The organism is Kribbella sp. NPDC051586, assembly GCF_044453965.1.
Taxonomy (GTDB): Bacteria; Actinomycetota; Actinomycetes; order Propionibacteriales; family Kribbellaceae; genus Kribbella.
The window spans coordinates 862,339-885,814 of sequence record NZ_JBITDF010000004.1; the positions used below are offsets into that span (position 1 = coordinate 862,339).

The window sequence follows — 23,476 nt, forward strand, 5'->3', positions numbered from 1 at the left end:
CGCACAACCCCGATCGGTCGCCGCCGATTGACACCCGCCGAAGTCCGCCGTACGGTCTCGCGTTAATAGGAAACTTTCCTAACAGTTCGCGCGATCAGCGCGGCGAGTACCCGCGAGCGGCGAAGGGAGGCAGGGTTGGCTCATGGCAACAACACCCGGAACCCCGCGCCTGCTGCGCGCGATGAACGACCGCGCCGCCCTGGATCTGCTGCTGAGCCAGGGGCCGCTCTCCCGCACCACGCTGGGCAACCTGACCGGTCTGTCCAAGCCGACCGCGTCCCAGCTGCTCGCGCGGCTGGAGGCAGCCCACCTGGTCCGTCCGAGCGGCACCACCGCCGGGCGCCCCGGTCCGAACGCGCAGCTGTACGAGATCAACGGCGGCATCGCGTACGTCGCGGGCCTGGACGTGACGCCGGCCCGGATCCGGGCCGCGGTCGCGGATCTCACCGGCAAGGTGGTCGGCGAGTACGAGCTGGCCACCCCTGGCCGCAGCGCCAAGGGCACGGTCGACCGCGTGGTCAAGGCGATCGAGGGCGCGGCCGGCGAGGCCGGACTGAACCGCGAACGCCTGCACCGGGTCTCGATCGGCACACCGGGAGGTTTCGACCCGACGACCGGCCGGCTGCGGTACGCGACCCACCTGCCCGGTTGGCACGCGCCGCATCTGCTCGAGGAGCTGGCCGCGGCGATCGCCGTACCGCTGGAGGTCGAGAACGACGTCAACCTGGCCGCGATCGCCGAGCAGCGCGTCGGCCACGCCCGCGAGCACGACAACTTCGTGCTGCTCTGGGGCGAGGAAGGCATCGGCGCAGCGATCGTGATCAACGGCCGGCTGCACCGCGGCGCGACGGGCGGCGCGGGTGAGGTCGCGTTCCTGCCGCTGCCGGGTACGCCGCTGGTCCGCAACGTCGGCCGGAACAACGCCGGCGGCTTCCAGGAGCTCGCCGGTGGCGAACCGGTCCTGGACCTCGCCCGCGAACACGGCCTGAAGGCCCGTACGCCGGAAGCCGCCATCGCCGTCGCGCTGCAGACCGAGGGCGCCGGCGACGCCGTACTGACGGAGTTCGCGCACCGGCTGGCCGTCGGTCTGGCCGCCATCGTCGCGGTCGTCGATCCCGAGCTGATCGTGCTGGCCGGTGGCGTCATCACCGCCGGCGGCGAACGCCTGCGCGGCCTCGTCCAGGACGAGCTCGCCGATCTGACCGTACCGAGGCCGCAGTTGCTGATGACCGCGATCAGCACCGATCCCGTGCTCTCCGGAGCATTGCAGTCCGCACTGAGCACAACCCGCGACGAGGTCTTCGACACCGCTGGTCCACCTGTCACCTAGGAGCCACAGCATGAAACTCACAGTCGTTGGTGGCGGATCCACCTACACGCCCGAGCTCGTCGACGGCTTCGCCCGGTTGCGGGACACGTTGCCTGTGTCGGAGCTGGTGCTTGTCGATCCAGCGGCGGATCGGCTGGAGCTCGTCGGTGGTCTGGCCCGGCGCATCTTCGCAAAACAAGGGCATGCCGGCCGTGTGATCACCACGTCCGACCTGGACGCGGGCATTGAGGGCGCGGACGCCGTACTGCTCCAGCTGCGGGTTGGTGGTCAGGCGGCACGCAACGAGGACGAGACGTGGCCGCTGGAATGCGGCTGTGTCGGTCAGGAGACGACCGGCGCCGGCGGTCTCGCGAAGGCGCTGCGGACCGTACCGGTGGTGCTGGACATTGCTGAGCGAGTACGGCGTACCAATCCGGACGCGTGGATCATCGACTTCACCAACCCGGTGGGGATCGTGACGCGTGCACTGCTGTCCCACGGACACAAGGCCGTCGGGCTCTGCAACGTAGCGATCGGCTTCCAGCGACGGTTCGCGGCCATGCTCGGCGTGACGCCGGAGGAGGTGTCGCTGGACCACGTGGGGTTGAACCACCTGACCTGGGAGCGCGCGGTCCGCGTCAACGGCGAGGACATGCTGCCGAAACTGCTCGCCGAGCACCTGGACGAGCTGTCCGAGGACCTGATCCTTCCGGCCGACGTCGTACGCGAGCTGGGCGTCGTGCCGTCGTACTACCTGCGCTACTACTACGCACACGACGCAGTGGTGAAGCAGCTGCTCACCAAGCCGTCTCGGGCGGCTGAGGTCGCCGCGCTCGAGAAAGAGCTGCTGGGCATGTACGCCGACCCGAAGCTCGACGAGAAGCCCGCCCTGCTCGAGAAGCGCGGCGGCGCGTACTACTCCGAGGCCGCAGTCGCACTGGCGTCGTCCCTGCTCAACAACACGGGCGACGTCCAGGTGGTGAACACCCTCAACAACGGCACGCTCCCCTTCCTCGCCGACGATGCAGTCATCGAAGTACCGGCCACAGTGGGCGCCGAAGGTACGACGCCGGAGCCCGTCGCCCCGCTGGAGCCCTTGTACGCCGGACTGGTCGCACACGTCACGGCGTACGAGGACCTCGCACTCGAGGCCGCTGTGAAGGGCGGATCCGAGCGCGTGTTCAAGGCACTGCTGGCGCACCCTCTCGTTGGGCAGATCTCCCTCGCACAGGAGCTGACCGACAAACTGCTGGCGCACAACAAGGCGTACCTGCCGTGGGCGCGCTAGTCCCCGGCGGAGTCCTCGCCTTCGACGCCGGCAACAGCAAGACCGACGTCGCACTCGTCGCCGCAGACGGGACGGTGCTCGGTACGGCGCGTGGCGGCGGGTTCGAACCACAGAAGCTCGGGGCATCCGCCGCAGTCGCCGGACTGGAGCCGCTTGTACGTGCTGCGGCGGCTGATGCCGGACTGCGACTGGGCGACGTACCGCTGGTGCAGCAAATCTCGGCGTGCCTGGCGAACGCTGACCTGCCCATCGAAGTCGAGCAGCTGACCGCTGTGTTCGAGGACCGCGGCTGGGCGGAGTCGGTGTACGTCACCAACGACACGTTCGCGCTGCTGCGGTCAGGTGTGGACGAGCCTCGTGGCGTGGCTGTGGTGTGCGGGGCGGGGATCAACTGCTCCGGGATGTTGCCGGACGGGCGGACCGCGCGGTTCACGGCGCTGGGGAAGCTGACCGGCGACTGGGGCGGTGGTGCGCAGCTGGCCGAGGAGGCGTTCTGGTCGGCGTCACGGGCAGAGGACGGCCGTGGTCCGGCGACCGCACTGCTCAGCGCGCTGCCGATGCACTACAGCCTGCCGTCGCTGGCGGCGGTGATCGAGGCGTTCCACTTCGGCGAGTTCCCGGCCGAGCGGCAACTGGAGGCCGGGCCGGTGCTGTTCCGGGTCGCGGCCGCCGGCGATACCGTTGCCTTGGGCATCATTCAGCAACAGGCCGAGGAGATCGTCGCGATGGCGCTCAGCGCCCTCCGCCGGCTCGACCTGCTCGGCGAACGCGTCACCGTCGTCCTCGGCGGTGGCGTTCTGACCGCGGGCCACTCCGTCCTGCTCGATCGCGTGACGCGGCTGCTCGCCGACCTCGCTCCGAAGGCAGTCCCGCGTGTGGTCGACGTACCGCCGGTCGTGGGTGCGGCGTTGCTCGGACTTGACCACACGGCCGCCGGGGCGAGCGCCCAGGAGCGTTTACGCGCAGCGTTCGCACCGCCACCAGCTGCCTGATCCCGCCGTCCCCGGCCCGAGCGGAGCGAGGACGGGATATTGCAGCCATGTTTCATTGGCAGCTGATGCAAACTCCCGGGTGCGATGTGGCGTCCCACGAATAGGACCACATCCACTCGGGAGGTCGATGATGATTCGAAGGATCATAGGTCTGGGCGGCACGACGGCACTCGCGGTGAGCGCGCCATTCGTTCTCACCGCGGCCGGAGCGCCGGTCAATGCAAGCACGACGACGGCGACTGCGAGCTGCAGCCAACTGGCGTCCGCAACGAACATTTCCGCGGCGACCTACGCCGACCGCTTGGTGCGAGCCTGGGGCAGCGGTTCGACCGCGACAGCCAACTGCTACGCGTCGACAACCGTCACCCGCACGCTCTACGGACAGGCGTTGCCTGGCGGGATCCACTGGCGCCGCGTCTCCACCGAAGGCGCCGCAGGGACGATCTACGTGACCTACCACGACGACGCTCGCGGCGGGAACCTCACGATCGGCGTACAGAACGTCGGTCTGCGCGCGGCGAACGGCTGGCACGCGGCGTACACCGCCAGGTTCAGCGGCGAGCCGCAGGCGTGGAACGCGGTCCAGTGGTCGGACAACCTGGTCCGGGCCTGGGGACGCGGCGACACGAAGTGGACGGCCTACTACGCGACACCGACCGCGGCTGCGCAGCTGCACAAGGTCGCCGCGAAGGGCGGAGCGCACTGGACGCGCATCGCCACCGAAGGCGCGGCCGGTACGACGTACGTGACGTACCGGAACGACGTCACCCGGCACACGCTGGCGATCGGTGTGTCGAACGTCGGCCTGTCACAGGGCGACGCGCACGCGGCGTACACGGTGCAGTATCACTGATTGCTTGAGCCGCTTCTGTTGAAGTGTAATCATGATTACATGAGTACACAGACTGAGCAGGAGAAGGTGCGGGGCTGGCTGACCGGCAGGCTGCCGGGCGACTGGTTCGAGGGTGAGACCGAGCTGTCGATCGACCGGGACGAGATCCTGATCGTCGGCCGGATCCCCGCACCCGAGCAGAGCAAGGACGTGAGCGACTCCGAGCGCTCCGCCGCCGAGGCGGGCCGGGTGAAGCAGTTCCGCGAAGACACCCGCGACCACCGGATCGAGATCGCCCGCGAGCTCGAGCAGGCCACCCGCCGCAAGGTCGCCTGGGGCGTCCGCTGCGGCGAGACCAGGACGATCTTCACCTCACTGTCCGCGCCGGTGATGACCCGGCTCCGCCAGCCCGAACGCCAGGTCCTCGACACCCTCGTCGACGCCGGCGTGGCGCGCTCCCGCAGCGACGCCCTCGGGTGGTGCGTCAAGCTGGTCGCCCAGCACAGCGAAACCTGGCTGTCCGACCTGCGCGAGGCCATGCGCAAGGTCGAGGACGTCCGCGAGGCGGGCCCCGACACCGAGAGCTGAATCACCCGGCACGCACTTTCTGTGCTCTGACCAGCCGCACCCTTCACGCCTGCGTGAGGGGTGCGGCTTTTTCTGCCCGCTCCCGCTCAGTGGCCACTGTCTACAAAACGTACCGACTTCAACCTCTTGCCTACATCGTGGGTCTGTGCTCACATTATGGGCACACGGGTTCCAGTACCGGCCCCTCGACCCCCCTCGAAGGACTTCAGCCCATGACTTCTGACGTCGGCATCCTCGTCAACACCGCGGCGGCGATCCTCGCCATCGTGGTCCTCATCGTCCGGTTCCGGGTGAACCCGGTCATCTCTCTCGTGGTCGGCTCGCTGTACCTCGGCCTGGCCACCAAGCTCGGCCTCGACAAGACCGCCGAGACCATCACCAAGGGCTTCGGCGACATCATGGCCGAGGTCGGCCTGCTGATCGCCTTCGGTGTCCTGATGGGCTCGATCCTGCAGGAGCTGGGCGCGATCGAGCGTCTGGTCAAGCACCTGCTCCAGCTCTTCGGACCCAAACGACTGCCGTACTCGCTGGCGATCACGATCGCGACGCTGCTGCAGTCGATCTATCTCGACGTGCTGCTGGTGATCTCCGCGCCGCTGGCCAAGTCCGCGGCGAAGCGGATCGGCCCGCTCGGCACCGCCCGGATGGCCACCGCGCTCGCGATCGGCCTGGAGTGCGGCATCGTCTTGATGGTGCCCGGCGTCGGCGCGCTGGCGTTGTCCGCGCTGCTGCACGTGCCGCTCGGGAAGATGCTGCTGTGGGGTCTGGTGCTGATCGTTCCGACCGTGCTGATCGCGATCACGATCATGACGTTCCTGTTCCGCCGCGGCTTCTGGAACGAGGCCGTCGACGAGCAGCAGGTCGTCGTCGCGGAGGCCGTCACAGGGGCAGTCGCCGAGACCGTCGCGGTCAGGGAAGCTGCCACCGTCGGCGGCGGAACCACTGCCCAGCTCGAGAAGACCGGCGGTGCTGGTGACACCGCGGAGTTCGACGAGAACGGACAGCCGCCGCTGTTCGTGCTGTTCGTGCCGCTGTTGTCCGCGCTGCTGCTGATCGGGTTCGGCGCCATCGCCGAGGCCGCCGACTGGAGCAACAAGGTCGTCGCGCTGATCTCCGACCCGGTGGTCGCACTGCTGGTCGGTCTGGTCGGCACCTGCCTGGTCGGCCGGTTCGCGATGGGTCAGCCGCGGGTCGAGAAGGCGATCGCCCGCGGGTTCAAGGAGAGCGGTCAGATCCTGATCCTCACCGCGGTCGGCGGTTCGCTCGCGGCGGTGGTCGCGGCCGGCGGGCTCGGCGACATCCTGCGCGGATACTTCAGCGCGAACCACGTCGCCCCGCTCCTGGTGGTCTGGGTGATGGCCGCAGCCCTGCACATCGCCGTCGGGTCGGTCACGATCTCCGCGATCACCGCCGCCGGCATCCTCGCTCCGGTAGCCCCCGCGCTCGGACTCGATCCGGTCCTGATCGCGCTCGCGGCCGGCGCCGGCTCGCTGTTCGCCGTACACGTCACCAGCAACACGTTCTGGTTGCTGCAGTCACTGATGGGACAGACCACCCGCGGCACGTTGAAGAGCTGCACGATCGGCGTGTCCGTCGCGTCGGTGGTCGCGATCGTCCTGCTGATGCCGCTCAGCCTGCTGTTCTGATCCACCAACCCTTGGAGAACTGCTGATATGATCACGCCACTGGCCGGTGTCCGGGTCCTTGAACTGGGCAACTACATCGCCGCGCCCACGGCCGGCCGTCTGCTGGCCGACTTCGGCGCCGAGGTGATCAAGGTCGAACGCCCCGGCACCGGCGACGAGCTCCGCAACTGGCGGTTGTACGCCGGGACCACGTCGATGCTCTTCCGGACGATCAACCGGAACAAGAAGTCGATCGAGCTCGACCTGCGCAGCGAGTTCGGCCGCCGGACGGTGATCGACCTGGTCCGGCACTGCGACGTCGTCCTGGAGAACTTCCGGCCCGGCACGCTGGAGGACTGGGGCATCGGGCCGGAGGTGCTGACGGCTGCGAGCCCGGAGCTCGTGTTCACCCGCATCTCGGCGTTCGGCCAGACCGGCCCGATGTCGGACCGGCCAGGCTTCGCGGCGGTCGCCGAGGCCCATGGCGGCTTCCGCGAACTCGTCGGCCACCCTGACCGGCCGCCGGCCCGGGTGGGGATCTCGATCGGCGACTCGATCGCCGGCCTGTATGCCGGGTTCGGATCGGTGATGGCGCTGTACCAGCGCGACGTACGCCGTACCGCTGGGCTCCCGCCGGCGTCACTGGCGGAGCGGATCATCGACGTGGCGCTGAACGAGTCGATGCTGTCGATGATGGAGTCACTGATCCCCGACTACGAGGCGTACGACGTCCTGCGCGAGCGGATCGGCGGCCGGATGGAAGGTATCGCGCCGTCGAACGCGTACCTGTGCGAGGACGGCGACAGCATCATCGTGGCCGGCAACGGCGACCGGATCTTCCAGCGGCTGATGACCCTGATCGGTCGCGTCGACCTCGCGGCCGACCCGGAACTGCGCTCCAACGCCGGCCGGTGGGCGCGCCGCGACGAGCTCGACGAGGCGATCGGCGCCTGGACCGCGGGCCGGCCGGCAGCCACGGCGATCGAGCAGCTCGAGGACGCCGGCGTACCGTGCGGGCCGATCTACACCGCCCGCGAGATCAGCCAGGACGAGCAGTACGCCGCCCGCGCGATGATCCAGCGCTTCGACGTGTCGAACGGCGTCGACGTACTGAAGAACGTGGGCTTCCCGGGCGTCGTACCGGTGATCGGAGAGAAGTCGCTGCCGATCCGGAGCCTCGGACCGGAGCTCGGCGAGCACACCCAGCAGGTGCTGAGCGAGCTGCTCGGCCTGTCCCCCGACCACCTGGAGGAGGCGTCATGACGGTCCTGCGCGATGTCACGCTGCGGGACGGTCTGCAGCTCACCGGGAAACCGTTGCCCACGGCAAAGAAGATCTGGTTGGTCAGGTCGCTGCTGGAGCTGGGCGTTCCGGCGATCGAGATCGGGTCGATGGCCCGGCCGGACCTGGTGCCGGCAGTGGCCGACACGCTGGACGTCATCCGCGCGCTGACACCCGCGGAGCTCGCGAAGTGCTGGATCTGGGTCGCAACCCCCCGGCACGTGGCTCGCGCTGCCGAGGCGGGGGCGCGGAACTTCCAGTACTGCCTGTCCGCCTCGGACAAGCACAACCAGGCGAACATCGGCCGGTCCACCGAGGACAGCCTGGCCGCGTTGCCGGCCGCTCTCGAAGCTGCCGAGCTGGTCTCGGGCGAGGTGCAGTTGTGCATCGCGACGGCCTTCACGTGCCCCTTCGAAGGCGAGGTGCCGACGGATCGGGTGCTGGACATCGTGCTCGATCCGCGCACGGACGGGACGAGTGAAGTCGTGCTGTGCGACACGCTCGGGCAGGCGATCCCCACGCAGGTTCGCCACCTCGTCGGTCGTACTGCGTCCGTCGACGACCGCCCGATCGTGTACCACGGACACGACACCTGGGGGCTGGGCGTGGCGAACAGTCTGGCCGCGCTCGACGCCGGTGCGACCACGGTCGACGGCTCCCTCGGTGGACTCGGTGGGTGCCCGTTCGCTCCGGGCGCGGCCGGGAACACGGCCACCGAGGACCTGGTCTTCGCGCTGCGGCCGGAGTGGTTGACGCCGGCGAAGTTCAGCAGGCTCGTCCGGCTGGGCAGCGACGTACTCGCCGACCTCGGTGAACCGAACCGCTCCCGGGCGGCCGACGGGGCCAACGCCAGTACGACGTCCTTTCCCTGGGCATCATGAACGGCGACGATTTCGCGACCGGCACGGTCGCCTACGCTGAACGTATGGCGACAGCGGATCCGGGTGGCGGGAATGGGCAGCCTCTACTGGTGCTCGGCAAGATCGGGGGGATTCTCGACGCGTTCTCGCTGGCCCGACCGTCACTGACCCTCAGCGAGATCCGCGACGCCACCGGGTTCCCGGTCTCCACGGTGCAACGCCTCGTCACGAACATGGTCGCGCTCGGCTTTCTCGACCGGCAGGGTGACCAGGTCCGGGTCGGCGTGAAGATGGCGTACTGGGCGGCGCCCGCGGTCAAGGGCGTCGACGTACTCGACCTGATCGTGCCGGTCCTGCGTCAACTGCGCGACGCCACCGGCGAGACGGCTGCGTTCTTCCGGGCCGAGCAGGGCCATCGGGTCTGCGTCGCGCTCGCCGAGACCCACCACGCACTGCGCCGGGAGATGCACGTCGGCAAGATCATGCCGCTGCACGCGGGGTCGGCCAGCCGGGTCCTGCTGGCATGGGACGACGTACTCGCCGAGGAGATCCTGGCGCAACCGCTCGGCCCGATCACCGACAGCACCATCACCAGCGCGGAAGAGCTCGCCGCGGTACTCAAGCAGACCCGCGCCGACGGCTATGCGATCACCATCGGCGAGCGCGAACAGGGCGCGTCCGGCCTGTCCGCGCCCGTCTTCAAGGCGAACGGCGAACTCGCCGGCTGTATCACCATCAGCGGCCCCACGATCCGCATGCCGCTCGACCGCTGCCTCGACTGGCTGGACCTCCTGATCGAGGCCGCCGAACAGGCCACTCGCCTGCTGGGCGGCCGCTTCCCCACTACCATGTAGTCACGGGGCCGTCAGGATCACCAGTTGCTGCGTCGCGCGGGTCATGGCGACGTATCGGTCGACGGCTCCTTCGATGCCCTCGCCGAACTCGTCCGGGTTGATGAGTACGACGAGGTCGAACTCGAGGCCCTTCGACAACTCCGGGGTGAGCGACCGGACGCGCGAGGTCGTCGGCACTGCGTCCCCGGTGGCGCTGACGACACAGGCGATCCCATCTCCCTCTTCGGCGAGCCAGGCATCGAGGATCGGGGGCAGTTCGTCAACCGATCCGTGGACCACTGGACGATCACCCGTACGGATCGAGGTCGGTACGTTCGCGTCCGGGAGAACAGCGCGGATGACCGGCTCGGCCGCTGCCATCACCTGCTCCGGCGTCCGGTAGTTGACGGTCAGGGTCGCCAGGTTGATCTGGTCGACGCCGACCCGCTCGAGCCGTTCCTGCCAGGTCTCGGTGAAGCCGTGCCTGGCCTGGGCCCGGTCGCCGACGATCGTGAAGCTCCGCGACGGGCAGCGAAGCAGCAGCATCTGCCACTCGGCGTCGGTCAACTCCTGGGCCTCGTCGAGCACGACATGCGCGAACGGTCCGGCCAGCTGATCCGGGTCTTTGGTGATCAACCCGGCCTGGTCGACCAGCGCCTCGGTGAAGTCCTCACCGCGCAGCATCGACACCAGTCCCCCGCCGTACGCGTCGTCGCCGGCCTCGATCAGGTCGTCGACGACCTCGGCCATACGTTTCCGCTCGGCCGCGGCAGTCGCCTTCCGCCGGCGCGCGCGCCGCGATGCCTCGGGATCGCCGACCCGCAGCCGGGCGGCATCGAGAAACGGCAGGTCCTGCAGCGTGAACGCATACGGGTCCTCGCGCTGCAACTGCTTGACCTCCCCGGGTTCGAGCCAGGGCGCGCACCTGCGCAGGTACGCCGGGACGGACCACAGATCCGCGACAACGTCGTTCGGTTCGATCAGCGGCCACGCTTTGTCGAAGGTGGTACGCAGGTCGTCGTTCTGCTCGAGCGATCTGCGCAGCATCTCTTCCGGGACGTCCTCGTCCTCCTCTTTGTCGATCAGGATCGTCAGCAGCTCTTCCCAGACCAGGTCGCGTGCTTCGTTGTGCGGCGTACCGGGATCTGGCGCCTCGAACGCCTCGGTCCAGTCGGCCTTGGTGAGCTCGAGTTCGGACCAGTGGGTCTCGACGATCAGGCGCTTGGTGGGCGCTTCCTCGTAGAGCCTCACGGCTGGTTCGATGGCGGTCACCAGTTCGGCGGACGACTTCAGTCGCGCGACGTCCGGGTCGGACTCGGGCTGCGCCGTGGCACCTTCGGGAACGAGATCCCGGAGGGTGCACGTCTGCACGCCTTCTTCGCCCAGGCTCGGCAGTACGTCGGCGACATACGCGAGGTATGGCTGGTGCGGACCGACGAACAGTACGCCGCCGCGCCGCTCACCGAGCCGTGGGTCCGAGTACAGCAGGTAGGCGGAGCGGTGGAGCGCGACAACGGTCTTCCCGGTGCCGGGACCGCCGTCGACGACGAGCGCACCGCGGGAGCTCGCACGGATGATCGCGTCCTGGTCAGCCTGGATCGTGCCGAGCACGTCGCGCATGCGAGGCGATCGGCTGCTGCCGAGACTCGCGATGAACGCGGACTGGTCGTCGAGCGCAGCGGCGTGCCCCGCGAACTCGTCGGCGTTGAACACCTCGTCCCAGTAGTCGCTGATCCGGCCGCGCGTCCAGCGGTACCTGCGACGGCTGACCAGCCCCATCGGGTTGCCGTGCGTCGCCCCGAAGAACGGCTCGGCCGCCGGGGAACGCCAGTCGATCATGAGGCGGCGGCCCTCGCTGTCGGTGAGGCCGAGGCGTCCGACGTACACCGGCTGTTCGGGGTCGTCGGCGCTGACGACGTGCCCCAGACACAGGTCGAGCCCGAAGCGGCCGAGGACGCGGAGGCGGGTGGTCAGCCGGTGGACCTCCAGATCCCGGTCCATTGCTTCCTGGCCGATTCCGCCGGGTGCCTTACGGGTGGTCTCGAGTCGGTCGGTCAGCTCGCGGATCGTTTGCTCGAGGGTCTCGGCGATGGCCGCGAAATGTTTCTCGTCACCGGCGATCAGCGCCGGATCTGCCTTGGCGGCAAGGTGTTCGGGAAGGTCGAACGCACTGGTGGACAGGGTTTCTTCACCTCGACAAGTCCGTGGAAAGGGCTACGGCGGACGATTGTGAGGCATCAGGTGGGGCTTGCGGCAAGCCCGGTCTTCGGTTATAGATTGGAAATAGAGGGGAGCTCGGTTTTGCTCCCCTCTATTTCTTTGCCTTCCTACTGCCCGGACTGCCAGTTGCCGCTCGGCTGGGTGCCGTTGGACCAGCCGGCGCTGTGTGCCGCCGGGTGCTGCTCGGGCTGCGTGGGCTGCTGCTGGGTCGGCTGGGTCGGCTGCTGCTGGTAGCCGTTGTCGTAGCCGCCCTGATTCGGGTACGCCGTCGTGCCGTTCATCCCGTTCGGGTCCGCGGCCGGCTTCATCATCTTGTCGCGGTCGAACAGGTTGGCGAGCGCACGGCCGGCCATCTCGCGGCCCCCGAGGCCGAAAGCAAGACCGAGGGCAAGCGCGGCGCCGCCGAGGACGATCAGCAGCGTGTTGCCGGTCAGCTGGACCGCGATACCGAGCTGGGTCAGCGCGGCGAACGCGGCGTACACGAGGATCGCGTACTTGCCCACCTTGGCGAGCGTCTCGTTGCCGGTGGCACCGCGGATGATCGCGGCCAGGAAGTTCGCGAACAGCGCCGCCAGGCAGATGATCACGATCGCGGCGAAGATCCGCGGGATGTAGCCGAGCATGTTGCTCATGAAGTTGCTGATCTCCGGCACGCCGAGTGCCGAGGCGAACATCGTGAAGCTGATCAGGAACACGAACCAGAACACGACCTTGCCCAGCATCGCCGAAGCGGTCAGCCCCGTGCCCGACCGTTGCAGCACACCGGAAACGCCGGCTCTTTCCATCCACTGGTCGAACCCGACCCGGCCGAGCAACTTGCCGACGAGTTTGCCTAGCACCTTGGCGACGAAGTAGCCGACCACCAGGATGACCAGACCGCCGAGCAGGTTCGGGATGAACGACAGCAATTTGCTGAAGGCATCTTCGAACGGCCCGGTGAAGTCGATCGCTAATGCGGACATCGGGACTTCCTTCCGAATTGGCCCGCATCCGCTGTCGCGCAGCACTGCACACGACCCCGGCACACGGGCGGATGCAGTGGTGTCCAGTATCACTCGTACCCTTGGTTGCGTAGGGCAAACAGCCGGGTACGGCGGGTCCCACTAGGAAAAGTGTTTGCATAAGTTTGAGATGCTGCGACCATGAACGACATCCTGATCCGCCGTGCCACCGCCGCCGATGTCGGCCCCATCGTCACGATGATCGCCGACGACCAGCTCGGCGCCACCCGCGAGTCCGCCGACGACCTCACGCCGTACCTGGCCGCCTTCGAGCGGATCGACGGCGACCCCAACCAGCTACTGGTAATTGCCGAACGCAACGATGAGGTGATCGGCACACTCCAGCTGACGATCATCCCCGGCCTGTCCCGGCGCGGCTCCACCCGCGGCCTGATCGAGGCCGTCCGGGTAGCAGCCTCCGCCCGCGGCGCCGGCCTCGGCACCACCCTGATCCAGTGGGCCATCGAGGAATCCCGTACCCGAGGCTGCACCCTGGTCCAACTCACCTCGGACAAAACCCGCACCGACGCCCACCGCTTCTACGCCACCCTGGGCTTCACCAACTCCCACGAAGGCTTCAAACTCAAACTCAGCTGACCCGCTTGGCCGGTGCCGTGAAGGTGTTGCAGGACGCGGGGTTGGTGGAACGAAAGGCTCGCAGGGTCCAGTAGCCGTGGTTCTTGCGGCTGCCGTGGTCGCGGACGTGTTCGGGGGCGTTCTCGTCGCCTGCGTGCGTGACGTAGTAGTTGAAGGTGTCGAGGTGGTCGCCGGTCAGGCCCAGAGGCTTCCTCTGGGCTCCAAGGAAGGCCGCGGCAAAGCAGCTCGCCTGGAGTTCCATCCTGCGGTTGCGCTCCAGCTCATCGGACTTGAAGGGCAATTGACCCATGTCGTAGGTCGTCAAGATCCCGGTCAGCAACTGCAGGTGGTGACCGTACTCATGTGCGAGCGTGTACAGGAGCCAGATGGTTCTCCAGGCCGCCTCGTCGGCTGCGAACGTGTGCCAGCCCAGACAGACGGCGTCCGCGCCCGAATCGTAGTACGCCCCGCGATCGTCGCTGTCCACCGCGGGATCGCATCCGCCGCTCCCGAAGGCGACGAGCTCAGCCGGGACGAACACGGCGTCCGCACGCGGAATCAACGGCCCCCAGGCACGATTGAGGCAATCAACGACCGTCCGGGCGTACCGAAGTATGTCGGCGCTCTTCGCCGATACAACGTCCGGGAGCGGGCAGTGCACGGCTGGAACCTTGCCTACCGTGTACAACCCATTCCTCACCAGGAGGTCGTCGTCTTCGGGGGTGTACGTCGAAGTCGGTGTCGTCCTGATCTTCGACGGGGTCGGCGTGCTGGTTGTTGTCAGCGTCGGGATAGGGGTGGGGGTCGCGGCTACGGGGGTGGTGTTCGGCGCGCAGGCGGTGGTGAGGAGCGCGATGAGTGTGGCGGCGGTTGCGAGGGCCACGTGTTTCGGCGTACGGGGCATGTCAGCTGACCTTGGTGGGTGGGGCTGTCCAGGTGTTGCAGGCGGACGGGGATTTGGCTTTGAAGGCGGTGTCGGCCCAGTACGTGCTGCTCTGGTGTGATCCGTGGTCGTGCGTGCTCGCGGGCGGATCGTCGTCGCCGGAGTGTGCGTTCCACTCGTAGTCGTCGAGCTTGTCGCCGTACAGGCCGAGGGTCTCCTGGTTGGCGCCGAAGAAGGCGGAGGCGAAGCAGGACGCCTGCAGTTCGTGCCGCCGGGTCTCCTGGAGGGCGACCTGGCCGCGGGCCCGCCCCGAGCGCTCGTCGAAGTATGTCGAGATCCCGACCAGCTGCTGCACGTGGTGCCCGAACTCGTGCGCCATCGTGTACCGGATCCATCCGGCCGTCTGCGCCCTGTCGTACTCCTTGTTCTCGACGAAGTCCTGCCAGTCGATGTAGATCCCCCAGCCGTCCGCGCAGTAGAACGCGTCGTTGTTCGCGCCGAAGGTGCCGCACGGTGACTCGTCGCCCCGCTTGACGGCGTGCAGAACGACCGGGAAGAACTCGGCATCGGCACGTTTGACGACAGGCGCCCAGGCACGCCGCAGACAGTCCAGGACCGCCTTCGCGTACTGCGCCACCGCCTGGCGCGACTTCAGCGCGACGTCGGCCAACCGGCACACCACCGCCGGCACCGCCCCCGCGGAGTAGATCTTGTTCCGCTGCAGATACGTCTTCTCCAACGGCCCGAACGGCAACGTCGGCACCGGCTTCACCTTCGGCTTCGGCCTGGGCTTGGGACTCGGTGTGGGAGGTCGTGTGGGAGGTGGTGTGGGACGTGGTGCCGGACTTGGCGTCGACCTGGGTATGGGGCTGGGCGTGTGGTTCGGCGTCGCCGTCGGGGTCGCCACGGACGTTGTCGATCCAGCCGACGGCTGACCCGACGGAGCACACCCGGCAGAAGTGCGACGGCCAGCCCGACGACCCCGACCAGAGCCGCCGAGCGCGGCATCAGCTCACCTTGGCGGCAGAGGCCGTGAAGGTGTTGCAGGAGGCCGGGTTGGTGGATTTGAAGGCGGGCTCGGACCAGGCCCAGTTGGACTTGCGGGAGCCGTGGTCGCGGACCTTCTTCGGGTTGTACTCGTCGCCGGAGTGCTGGGCTTCCCACTGCCAGAGCCGGAGCTTCTCACCGGACAGCCCGAGCGACCTCTTGTTCGCGCCGAGGAAGGCGGCGCCGAAGCAGGTCGCCTGCAGCTCCTTGCGGCGGGTCCACTCGAGTTCCTCGGTCTTGGTCTTCGCCCAGCCTTCCCGCGACCATGCCGCGGTGAGCATCTCGGTCATGTTCTGCACGTGGTGGCCGTACTCGTGCGCCATCGTGTCCATCATCCACACCCGCGCCGCGACCGGATCGTCCTTGTAGAACTTCAGGTCGTTCTTCCAGCTGATGTTGATGCTCTCGTCGGCGTCGCAGTAGTAGGCGACGTCCTCCTCGCCGGTGCAGCCGGTCGTCGAGTTCGGCTGCTTGGTCTGCAGTTGCACCTTCGGAGATCGGAACTCGTACCCGGACCGCTTGATCACCGGCGCCCATGCCTTGTCCAGACAGGGAAGGAGCGCCTTGTAGTAGCGCAGGATCGCCGACTGGGAGTCCGGCTTGATCGCCGGCTCCTTGCAACTCACAGCCGCGACCGTGCCGGCCTTGTACACCTCGTTCTGCCGGAGCCGCTGCAGGTCCGGGACCGTGGTGGCGGTGACCGTCACGGTCGGGTCCGGTGGGACGGGGAGCGGAGCCTGGGACTTCTTGACCGAGGGTTGGGAGAGCGGGTTGTCGACCCTCGTGTCGTAGGAGTCGATGAGTTTGAAGCCGGCGACGGTGGCGCCGGTGAGCATGACGAGGACAATGACCGACAGGCCCGCGATGACTCGGTGCGAGTAGTGGCGCGGGGGTTTGACCGGCGGTGGCTCGGACGAGAACTGCGGAACGCCGCGGGACGGATTCTTGTGCCAGCCGGTCGAGCGCGGGCCGCCGACGCGGCGGGTGCCGGTGAGGGGCTGCGCGGGAACCCCGGTGAGCGGAGCGACCGGCGGGCCGCTGTACTCGCTCGTGGTGCCCGGTTCGGTCGGGATCGGGCGGGCCTTCCGGCGTACCGGGGAGTCCTCCAGCGCGACCGAGCGCGCCTTGCCCAGACCGCCGGGCGGTGAGCTCCGCAGGGTCAGCGGGCGGCTGCCGGCGGCGGGCTCGTCGCTGCCGCCGGGCAGGAAGTGTCCCGGCTTCGGCGTACCTTCGTCGGAGTCAGACATCGGCCATTCCCATCTCGCTCAGCTGACCTTCGCGGATGCTGCGACGAAAGTGTTGCAGCTACCGGGATTGGTTGTCGCGAGACCCTGGTTGATCCACAGCGCCAGGCTCTTGCTGGTGCCGTGCTCACGCGCCTTGTCCTTGCGTACGTCGTCGCCGCCGCGCTGGATGAGCTGGTTCCATTGCGCCAGGAGCTCACCACGGAGCGGGAAGCTCGCCCGGGCCGCCCCGAAGAACACCCCGCCGAAGCAGTACGCCTGCAGTGTGGCGCGCCGCTTCTGCTCCTGCTCGCCGGCCTTGTTCGCGGCCGTGTCGGCCAGGTTGTCGGACGCCTCGGCCATGCCGGTCAGGTTCTGCACGTGTACGCCGTACACGAAGGCGATCGCCTGCGCCATCGCGGCGCGGACCTGGGCCTTGTTCCTCGGGTAGGCCTCGACGATCTCCTGCCACGGCATGGTGGCGCTGCCGCCCTCCTCGTCCTGGCAGTACAGCGCGAGATCCTTCTGTACGCCGCAGGCCGTCTCGTCGCCCTCGGCATAGATGATCAGCCGCGGCGAGTGGAACTCGAAACCGGCCTTGGTCACGATCGGTTTCCAGGCCTTGTCCATACATGCGATCACGGCCTGGTAGTACGAGCGGACGTTCTCCATCGACGTCGGCCGGAACGCGGGCTCCTGGCACTTCACCACCGGCATCGTCCCGGCGGCGTAGATCGCGTTCTTGCCGACGATGTCGGCGTCCGGCGTACCCTTGCCGATCGGCTCTCTGGTCGACGACCCGCTGGTCGGCTTCACCGACGGCGTCACCATCGGGTTCACGGAGAAGTCGCCGGACCCGATCACCTTGACCGCGAACGTCACGCCGCCGCCGACGACGAGCAGCGCGGCGATCACTACCAGGGCGATCAGGCCCTTGGACCGCTTCTTCGGTTCGAACGGGATCGGCTGCGGGTGGAAGACCTCCCGGTACGCGGCGGCCGCCCGGTCGTCGGCCGGCGGCGGGCCGAGCCGGCTGCCGGACAGCGTCGTACGGCGGGAATCGATCCGGGTGCCCTGCAGCTGAGGCGGTGTCGCCGGGGCCTCGCCGCCCAGTCGCGGCGTCGGCGCGGCCAGCGGTGCCGAACCGCCGAGCGGCGTGGTCGGCACGGTTGGCGCTGCGATCGGTCGCTGAGCGTCCGTCGCCCCCTGCTCACCCTCGCCGCCAGGCAGAAAATGACCAGGCTTGGGTGCCGGCTTGTCGGCCATGACTTCCCCGCTTCTCCCCAGTACCGGACTCACGCCGGTCCCACCCATCCACCAGAGCGGCCGGAACACCCCCAGTGCCGGCCGACCGCCGATATTACGGCCTGGACCGCCTGACCGAAACCAGGTTGCAGCTATTGACATCGTTTCGCGACCGACACGCCCTGGACCCGCGAGCCACCTCCTGCCCGAAAGGGCACTGGCCGCTGTGGGAGCCGTGGATGCCGCGCTAACGCCGGCCACGGGCCAGGAAGTGGAGGCTGGCGGCCCGGAGGTTGGGGTCGGACTCGACTTGGCGGGGTACTGTGCCGGGCGAAAAACCCCAGGCACATCCCGTTTTGCCCCGGCTACTCTGTGCGCGTGACGGAGCTGAAGCACGAGGACTACCCGCGAGCCAACTCCTACGACGCCGAGTGGCTGCTGGCCCGCGACATGGGCCCGAATCCGCTGTGGCTGCTGGAGGATCTCGCCCGCGACCTGGACCTGCGACCCGGCATGCGCGTGCTCGACCTGGGCTCCGGGAAGGGCGCCACCGCGGTCTTCCTGGCCAAGGAGTACGGCGTACAGGTGTGGGCCGCGGACCTCTGGGTCGATCCAACGGAGGCCGCCGCCTACATCGCACCCCAGGACGGGGTGGTGACGCTCAAGGCGGAGGCCCACACGCTGCCGTTCGCCAAGGAGTTCTTCGACGCGATCGTCTGCATCGACGCCTACGAGTATTTCGGGACCGCGGACCACTACCTCGCCTACATCACCAGCTTCCTCAAGCCGGGCGGGCAGTTCGGCGTCGCGACCCCGGCGTTGACGAAGGAGGTCCGCGAGCTCGGCCAGATCCCGGAGCACATCAAGAAGGTGGTCGGGTGGGAGGCGCTCGCCTGGCACACTGCGGACTGGTGGCGGTTCCAGTGGGAGATCACCGAACTGGTCGACGTCACCGCGGCCCGGCTCCAGGAGAACGGCTGGTCGGACTGGCTCAGATGGTCGCGCGCGGTCTTGGAGTACAGGGACGAGCGACGCGACGGTGGGCTCGAAATGCTCGAGGCGGACCAGGGCGAGTATCTGACGTTCGCCATCCTGGCGGCCCGCAAGCGCTGACACCTGGCATGCTGGGGGCATGAGCTGGGCTGTCTATGCGCTACGCGGGCCAGGAGGCGTACGTCGCCTCGACGACATGCCGGTCGACTACGAGCCACCATCGGTCGGTACGGCGACCGACGTGGTGGCCGCGGTCCGGGAAGTGGTGCCGGACGTCGACGCGAGCAAGCCGTCCTGGCTGGCGCTGCGAAGTCCGGAGTACGACGTCGAGATGACCATCGGCAAGGGCGTCGAGGTCCGCGACATCACGTTCTATCTGAACGACGGCCCGCGGTCGATCCCGATCGTGATGGAGATCAGCCGCAAGCTCGGGGTCACGCCGTACGACACCGAGTCCGGTGACTTCCTCACCGAGGAGTCGCGGCCGCCCGTCCCGCCGCCGATGACGCCGGACGAGATCAAGATGAACAAGCCGAAGTGGTGGAAGTTCGGCCGGAAGTAGATCCGGCCCCTGCTTGCCACCGCTGTTTGACCTGCCCTAGAATCAGGGCGATCGTACAGGACGATCGCCCTGGAGGATTTCACATGACCCCGACTGCCAGCCATGGGCAGGAGGTGCGCCAGCGGCTGCTGGCCGCCGCGGCCGAGTTGATCCCTGAGCGCGGCTGGTCCGCGGTCAGCACGCGGATCCTGGCCGACCGGGCCGGCGTCACGCCGAGCGTCGTGCACTACCACTTCAGGTCGATCCAGGACGTGCTGTCCGAGGCCGCCATCACAGCGATGCGCCAGGTGCTCGCGGCGACCGACTTCACCACCGCGACGACGCCGACCTCGGCCATCGACGCGATGCTGGCGTCGGTCGAGCAGTATGACGGGACCGATCCGATGTCGTTGCTCTTCACCGAGACCTACCTGGCCGCGACCCGGGACGAGCACCTCCGCGCGCGGATCGCCTCGCTGATGATCGAGTTCCGCACCCGGTTGAGCGATTGGCTCGCTATCCATCAGGTCGCCGAGCCGGCCGCGACCGCCGCCGTACTCGCGGCGGCCATCGACGGTCTCCTGCTGCATCGAAGCCTCGGGCCGGAATCCCCTGCCCTGACGACAGTTCTGCAAAGGCTGGTGAGTTGAAATGCACGTCATCATCTGTGGAGCCGGGATCGCCGGGCTCGCGCTGGCGAACCGGTTCTCCGCGCTCGGCCAGGACGTCACCGTCCTCGAACGCAGCCCAGGCCCACGCACACAGGGCTACATGATCGACTTCTTCGGGCCGGGGTACGACGCGATGCGCGCGATGGGGCTCCTGCCGGCATTGGAGGAGGTCGCGTACCACATCGACGAAGCCGTCCTCGTGGACGATCACGGCCGGCGGCGGGCCGGGATCGACATCCTGCAGTTCGCCGAAGGGGATCTGCTCAGTCTGATGCGCCCGGATCTCGAGCGGGTGCTACGTGAGCATCTCCCGGCGGCGGTTGATCTGCGGTACGGGGCGGCTCTCGTCGATGTCACGAACCGGGACGACGGGGTGCGGGTCGGGTTGGCGGACGGGTCGACGGTGGACGGGGATTTGCTGATCGGTGCCGATGGCATCCATTCCGTCGTACGGCGGGAGGTGTTCGGGTCGTCGTACTTGCGGTTCCTGGGGTTCCATACGGCGGCGTACAGCTTCGACGCTGCGGGGATCCATGACGAGGTAGGCGGGCGGTTCTGCCTGACGGACACGATCGGGCAGCAGTTCGGGTTCTATGCGTTGCGGGACGGGCGGGTGGCGTCGTTCGCGGTGCATCGGACGGCTGATCCCGTGGTGCCGGAGGACGTGCGGGAGGCGATCAGGTCGACGTACGCCGGGCTGGGGTGGGTTGTGCCGGAGGCGCTGGCGTTGTGTCCGGACGACGACGAGATCTACTACGACCAGGTCGCGCAGATCGTGATGCCGCGGTGGAGCTCGGGGCGGGTGGCGCTGGTCGGTGATGCTTGTGGTGCGGTGTCGCTGCTGGCGGGGCAGGGGGCGTCGCTCGGGATCGCGGGGGCGTTCGTGCTGGCGGAGAAGGTTGTCGGCGCGGCATCGATCGAGGCCGGGTTGGCTGAGTATGAGCGGGTCTGGCGGCCGGTGGTCGAGGAGAAGCAGAAGGTCGGGCGGTCGGCGGCTCGCTGGTTCCTGCCTGGATCGCGGGCGGAGTTGCTCGTCCGTCGGGGGGTGCTGAGAGTGCTTCGGCTGCCTCTCTTGCGGAGTCTTCTGCCGGCTGCTCTGGCGGGGAAGCCGAGCACGCTGATCCGGGATCTTCAGCCGGCTCGTTGAGTCGCCTACACCGTTTGCCTCACTATGCTGATGTGACGTTTCCCCTTGTGGATAAGGAGTTCTCGACCACTGCCGCGTTTGCGCGTGATGCTGGCGCGGCGTACTGTCGAACACATGTTCGAAGGTGATCTCAGCTTGTTGTCGACGGTCGACCTACTGGAGTCGGCCGCCGAGTACCGCGCGGTGGCTCAGCGGGCCGACACGCGGCTGCTCGAGGTCGCCCTGGAATACGCCGATCGCTTCCATCCCTCGGCTCACCCCGGCCGCGTCGATCGCCGCGTGTGCGACGGGCGGGAGCGCGCGGTTGTGCTCGGCGGCGACGGCTGCCCGGAGATCCTGGAGTTCTCGATCGCCGAGTTCGGGGTCATGCTCGGGATCTCGCCGGGTGTGGCTCGTGGCTACCTGGGCCAGGCCTTGGCGCTGCGGCACCGGTTCCCGTTCACCTGGGCCCGGGTCCTATCCGGCGAGGCCACCCCTTGGAAAGCCCGCCGATTCGTCGACGACTGCGCCAAGCTGTCCGAAGAAGCCGCCGCGTACGTCGATCGTCGCGTCGCGCCGCTGATCGACTCGATCACGCCGTACCGGCTGGAGAAGATCATCAAGGCCGCGAAGATGCACGCCGACCCCGACCAGGCGCGCGCCGAAGCCGCGGAGAAGGCCCGCGAAAGAGGGGTGTTCGTTGGCCAGTCCAACGAGCACGGCACCAAGACCATGTACATCAAGGCCGCTGCCGGCGCGGTCATCCGCAACAACGCGACGATCACCGCCATCGCCGACGCCCTCCGGACCTTCGGCGACACGCGTGGCGTCCAAGCTCGCCGCGCCGAAGCAGTCGGCATCATCGCCGATCCCCTCTACACCCAGGAGCTGCTCGCGCAGGCCCGCCTACACGGCCTCACCAACCCCAGCACGCCTGATAGCGAGGACGCCGCCGGGTCGAACGCCGCGGGGATGAGTACCACAGGGATGAGTACCGCGGAACGCGCCTCAGCATCGACGTCGACCGGAGCCACGGGCGCCGACCACAGGGCACCCAACCCAAGCATCATCGACCTGCCAACGCCGCCCACTCCACTTCTCGGCGAGGCCATCGAGCCGATCGGGCCTGACGAACGCGTCCAGCCGGCCGAATCCTTCGACCCTCATGACCCGAGCGACCACAGCGCGGCTATCGATCCTGACGACGGCGAGCCCATAGACCCTGCCGCCCAACAGGCGCTGCACACGCGCCTGACCCAGATCAGAAACGACGCCTACACCAATCCCAGCACCGGCGCACAGGTACGCCCCAGCCGGACCGAGCTCTACATCCACCTCACCGACCACACCCTCGCCACCGGCACCGGCGTCCTGCGCGCAGAAACCCTCGGCCCCGTGCTCGCCGACCAGCTCACTGAACTCATCGGCCACGGCCCCTACACCGTCAAGCCGATCATCGACCTCAACGACGCCGTCAGCGTCGATGCCTACGAGATCCCCGACCGCATCCGCGAACGGGTCAAGCTCGCGCATCCGGTCGAGTTGTTCCCGTTCGGCACCCGGGAAACCTGCCGCTCGATGGACCTCGACCACCTCGAGCCCTACGACCCTCTCGGGCCACCAGGCCAAACCGCCACCACCAACCTTGCACCGTTGGGCCGATACGCCCACCGGGTGAAGACCCACGCCCACGGCTGGGACGTACGCCGCACCGACCGCAAGACGCTCGAATGGACCACACCCCACGGCTTCCGCTTCCAGGTCGATCCCACCGGCACCCATCGGATCAGATCGGACGAGTAGAGACGAGGACGCCGATCTTGTTGATCCGGTGTTCGGGGTTACCGAGCTCGTCGTGCCAATAGTTGCCGGCGGCGTGGTCCTCGATCGTGGCGCAGGTTGAGATGGTGATCATCGCCCGGGTCGGGCTGGCCCCCGGTTGCCCTGGCACAGCGGCGTTCTGCTGCGCCTTCTCAGCCGATTTGCGAAACGAGATCGTCATCGTCCGGCTCACCGCATAGTCGTACACGGTCTTGCCGACAGCGATCAGGACGTGGTCACCGTTCCGCAACTCAGGCACTCGCTCCAACGGCCGTCCGTGACTGACGCGATGCCCGGTAATGATGAAGTTCCCGATCTCCCCAGGGCCGACACCGCCGGCCTTTCCGCGCGGGCTAGCCGCAACTCCCCGATCCTGAATCTTCGTCCCAGCTCGATCGTCTGCCGTACCCACATACGCCACCACCCGCAACCCCCGCACCCCAACCACCGGAATCGTCATACTCACCGGCCCAACCGGCACGGATGGCGTTGGTGTTGGCGTCGAAGTCGGCGTTGGCGTC

General features: G+C 68.1%; 22 protein-coding genes. 15 read left to right on the plus strand and 7 right to left on the minus strand.

The genetic code is table 11. The features are described from left to right. The first annotated feature begins 142 nt into the window (after positions 1-142). The 9 genes from ACIA58_RS30985 (at position 143) to ACIA58_RS31025 (ending at position 9,629) form a co-directional block, all read left to right on the plus strand. Positions 143-1,330 (plus strand): ROK family transcriptional regulator, encoded by a 1,188-nt coding sequence (locus tag ACIA58_RS30985; protein ID WP_396407346.1) that lies wholly within the window; start codon positions 143-145, stop codon positions 1,328-1,330. A 10-nt stretch (positions 1,331-1,340) separates the two neighbouring features. Then, the gene (locus ACIA58_RS30990) at positions 1,341-2,597 is read left to right on the plus strand and encodes a 6-phospho-beta-glucosidase (RefSeq protein ID WP_396407347.1); all 1,257 of its coding nucleotides are present in this window, start codon (positions 1,341-1,343) and stop codon (positions 2,595-2,597) included. Beyond that, positions 2,585-3,589 carry an N-acetylglucosamine kinase gene (locus tag ACIA58_RS30995; protein ID WP_396407348.1) on the plus strand — a complete coding sequence of 335 codons (1,005 nt, stop codon included), beginning with the start codon at positions 2,585-2,587 and terminating at the stop codon, positions 3,587-3,589. Before ACIA58_RS30990 ends, ACIA58_RS30995 begins: the two co-directional genes overlap by 13 nt. A 130-nt stretch (positions 3,590-3,719) precedes the next feature. Continuing rightward, positions 3,720-4,442 (plus strand): hypothetical protein, encoded by a 723-nt coding sequence (locus ACIA58_RS31000; protein WP_396407349.1) that lies wholly within the window; start codon positions 3,720-3,722, stop codon positions 4,440-4,442. A gap of 39 nt (positions 4,443-4,481) precedes the next feature. Continuing rightward, entirely contained in the window at positions 4,482-5,009 is a 528-nt protein-coding gene (locus ACIA58_RS31005) for a hypothetical protein (protein ID WP_396407350.1), read from the plus strand. A gap of 212 nt (positions 5,010-5,221) precedes the next feature. Next, positions 5,222-6,655 carry a GntP family permease gene (locus tag ACIA58_RS31010; RefSeq protein ID WP_396407351.1) on the plus strand — a complete coding sequence of 478 codons (1,434 nt, stop codon included), beginning with the start codon at positions 5,222-5,224 and terminating at the stop codon, positions 6,653-6,655. Between the two features lie 27 nt (positions 6,656-6,682). Then, the gene (locus ACIA58_RS31015; protein ID WP_396407352.1) at positions 6,683-7,897 is read left to right on the plus strand and encodes a CaiB/BaiF CoA transferase family protein; all 1,215 of its coding nucleotides are present in this window, start codon (positions 6,683-6,685) and stop codon (positions 7,895-7,897) included. Next, positions 7,894-8,796: a hypothetical protein gene (locus ACIA58_RS31020; RefSeq protein WP_396407353.1), complete on the plus strand. Its 903-nt coding sequence runs from the start codon at positions 7,894-7,896 to the stop codon at positions 8,794-8,796. Before ACIA58_RS31015 ends, ACIA58_RS31020 begins: the two co-directional genes overlap by 4 nt. A 44-nt stretch (positions 8,797-8,840) precedes the next feature. Continuing rightward, complete coding sequence (locus ACIA58_RS31025; RefSeq protein WP_396407354.1) at positions 8,841-9,629, plus strand: IclR family transcriptional regulator; 789 nt, start codon at positions 8,841-8,843, stop codon at positions 9,627-9,629. Here the strand turns inward: ACIA58_RS31025 and helR are convergent, their stop codons facing one another. Continuing rightward, complete coding sequence (gene helR / locus ACIA58_RS31030) at positions 9,630-11,789, minus strand: RNA polymerase recycling motor ATPase HelR (protein WP_396407832.1); 2,160 nt, start codon at positions 11,787-11,789, stop codon at positions 9,630-9,632. 146 nt (positions 11,790-11,935) lie between these two features. Next, positions 11,936-12,790, minus strand: coding sequence for a hypothetical protein (locus ACIA58_RS31035; RefSeq protein ID WP_396407355.1), 855 nt, complete (start codon positions 12,788-12,790; stop codon positions 11,936-11,938). A 180-nt stretch (positions 12,791-12,970) separates the two neighbouring features. Here ACIA58_RS31035 and ACIA58_RS31040 point away from each other — a divergent pair, with 180 nt between their 5' ends. Beyond that, on the plus strand, positions 12,971-13,426 hold the full coding sequence (locus ACIA58_RS31040) for a GNAT family N-acetyltransferase (RefSeq protein ID WP_396407356.1): 456 nt from the start codon (positions 12,971-12,973) through the stop codon (positions 13,424-13,426). On the opposite strand, the gene ACIA58_RS31045 is transcribed toward ACIA58_RS31040, so the two are convergent. The 4 genes from ACIA58_RS31045 to ACIA58_RS31060 form a co-directional block, all read right to left on the minus strand. After that, on the minus strand, positions 13,419-14,309 hold the full coding sequence (locus ACIA58_RS31045) for a neutral zinc metallopeptidase (RefSeq protein WP_396407357.1): 891 nt from the start codon (positions 14,307-14,309) through the stop codon (positions 13,419-13,421). The genes ACIA58_RS31040 and ACIA58_RS31045 overlap by 8 nt on opposite strands. Position 14,310: 1 nt before the next feature. Then, positions 14,311-15,051, minus strand: a complete 741-nt coding sequence (locus ACIA58_RS31050) for a neutral zinc metallopeptidase (RefSeq protein WP_396407358.1) — start codon at positions 15,049-15,051, stop codon at positions 14,311-14,313. A 244-nt stretch (positions 15,052-15,295) separates the two neighbouring features. Then, the gene (locus ACIA58_RS31055; protein ID WP_396407359.1) at positions 15,296-16,582 is read right to left on the minus strand and encodes a neutral zinc metallopeptidase; all 1,287 of its coding nucleotides are present in this window, start codon (positions 16,580-16,582) and stop codon (positions 15,296-15,298) included. Between the two features lie 18 nt (positions 16,583-16,600). Beyond that, entirely contained in the window at positions 16,601-17,824 is a 1,224-nt protein-coding gene (locus tag ACIA58_RS31060) for a neutral zinc metallopeptidase (RefSeq protein WP_396407360.1), read from the minus strand. 357 nt (positions 17,825-18,181) lie between these two features. On the opposite strand from ACIA58_RS31060, the gene ACIA58_RS31065 reads away from it, so the two are divergent. From ACIA58_RS31065 to ACIA58_RS31085, 5 genes are all read left to right on the plus strand, one after another. Beyond that, on the plus strand, positions 18,182-18,916 hold the full coding sequence (locus ACIA58_RS31065; RefSeq protein WP_396407361.1) for an SAM-dependent methyltransferase: 735 nt from the start codon (positions 18,182-18,184) through the stop codon (positions 18,914-18,916). A 19-nt stretch (positions 18,917-18,935) separates the two neighbouring features. Continuing rightward, the gene (locus ACIA58_RS31070; protein ID WP_396407362.1) at positions 18,936-19,358 is read left to right on the plus strand and encodes a hypothetical protein; all 423 of its coding nucleotides are present in this window, start codon (positions 18,936-18,938) and stop codon (positions 19,356-19,358) included. Positions 19,359-19,441: 83 nt separating this feature from the next. After that, positions 19,442-19,987 (plus strand): TetR/AcrR family transcriptional regulator, encoded by a 546-nt coding sequence (locus ACIA58_RS31075; protein WP_396407363.1) that lies wholly within the window; start codon positions 19,442-19,444, stop codon positions 19,985-19,987. A gap of 1 nt (position 19,988) precedes the next feature. Further along, positions 19,989-21,155 carry an FAD-dependent monooxygenase gene (locus ACIA58_RS31080; protein WP_396407364.1) on the plus strand — a complete coding sequence of 389 codons (1,167 nt, stop codon included), beginning with the start codon at positions 19,989-19,991 and terminating at the stop codon, positions 21,153-21,155. A 114-nt stretch (positions 21,156-21,269) separates the two neighbouring features. Continuing rightward, entirely contained in the window at positions 21,270-22,937 is a 1,668-nt protein-coding gene (locus ACIA58_RS31085; protein WP_396407365.1) for a hypothetical protein, read from the plus strand. On the opposite strand, the gene ACIA58_RS31090 is transcribed toward ACIA58_RS31085, so the two are convergent. After that, positions 22,921-23,415, minus strand: a complete 495-nt coding sequence (locus ACIA58_RS31090; RefSeq protein ID WP_396407833.1) for a class E sortase — start codon at positions 23,413-23,415, stop codon at positions 22,921-22,923. The two genes, ACIA58_RS31085 and ACIA58_RS31090, sit on opposite strands and share 17 nt — an antisense overlap. Positions 23,416-23,476: the final 61 nt, after the last annotated feature.

Excerpts from the sequence above, each read along its gene's own strand:
- ACIA58_RS30985 (WP_396407346.1), top strand. The coding sequence starts at position 143 with ATGGCAACAACACCCGGAACCCCGCGCCTGCTGCGCGCGATGAACGAC.
- ACIA58_RS30990 (WP_396407347.1), top strand. The coding sequence starts at position 1,341 with ATGAAACTCACAGTCGTTGGTGGCGGATCCACCTACACGCCCGAGCTC.
- ACIA58_RS31000 (WP_396407349.1), top strand. The coding sequence starts at position 3,720 with ATGATTCGAAGGATCATAGGTCTGGGCGGCACGACGGCACTCGCGGTG.
- ACIA58_RS31005 (WP_396407350.1), top strand. The coding sequence starts at position 4,482 with ATGAGTACACAGACTGAGCAGGAGAAGGTGCGGGGCTGGCTGACCGGC.
- ACIA58_RS31010 (WP_396407351.1), top strand. The coding sequence starts at position 5,222 with ATGACTTCTGACGTCGGCATCCTCGTCAACACCGCGGCGGCGATCCTC.
- ACIA58_RS31015 (WP_396407352.1), top strand. The coding sequence starts at position 6,683 with ATGATCACGCCACTGGCCGGTGTCCGGGTCCTTGAACTGGGCAACTAC.
- ACIA58_RS31020 (WP_396407353.1), top strand. The coding sequence starts at position 7,894 with ATGACGGTCCTGCGCGATGTCACGCTGCGGGACGGTCTGCAGCTCACC.
- ACIA58_RS31025 (WP_396407354.1), top strand. The coding sequence starts at position 8,841 with ATGGCGACAGCGGATCCGGGTGGCGGGAATGGGCAGCCTCTACTGGTG.
- ACIA58_RS31035 (WP_396407355.1), bottom strand. The coding sequence starts at position 12,790 with ATGTCCGCATTAGCGATCGACTTCACCGGGCCGTTCGAAGATGCCTTC.
- ACIA58_RS31040 (WP_396407356.1), top strand. The coding sequence starts at position 12,971 with ATGAACGACATCCTGATCCGCCGTGCCACCGCCGCCGATGTCGGCCCC.
- ACIA58_RS31045 (WP_396407357.1), bottom strand. The coding sequence starts at position 14,309 with ATGCCCCGTACGCCGAAACACGTGGCCCTCGCAACCGCCGCCACACTC.
- ACIA58_RS31055 (WP_396407359.1), bottom strand. The coding sequence starts at position 16,582 with ATGTCTGACTCCGACGAAGGTACGCCGAAGCCGGGACACTTCCTGCCC.
- ACIA58_RS31060 (WP_396407360.1), bottom strand. The coding sequence starts at position 17,824 with ATGGCCGACAAGCCGGCACCCAAGCCTGGTCATTTTCTGCCTGGCGGC.
- ACIA58_RS31070 (WP_396407362.1), top strand. The coding sequence starts at position 18,936 with ATGAGCTGGGCTGTCTATGCGCTACGCGGGCCAGGAGGCGTACGTCGC.
- ACIA58_RS31075 (WP_396407363.1), top strand. The coding sequence starts at position 19,442 with ATGACCCCGACTGCCAGCCATGGGCAGGAGGTGCGCCAGCGGCTGCTG.
- ACIA58_RS31080 (WP_396407364.1), top strand. The coding sequence starts at position 19,989 with ATGCACGTCATCATCTGTGGAGCCGGGATCGCCGGGCTCGCGCTGGCG.
- ACIA58_RS31085 (WP_396407365.1), top strand. The coding sequence starts at position 21,270 with ATGTTCGAAGGTGATCTCAGCTTGTTGTCGACGGTCGACCTACTGGAG.
- ACIA58_RS31090 (WP_396407833.1), bottom strand. The coding sequence starts at position 23,415 with ATGACGATTCCGGTGGTTGGGGTGCGGGGGTTGCGGGTGGTGGCGTAT.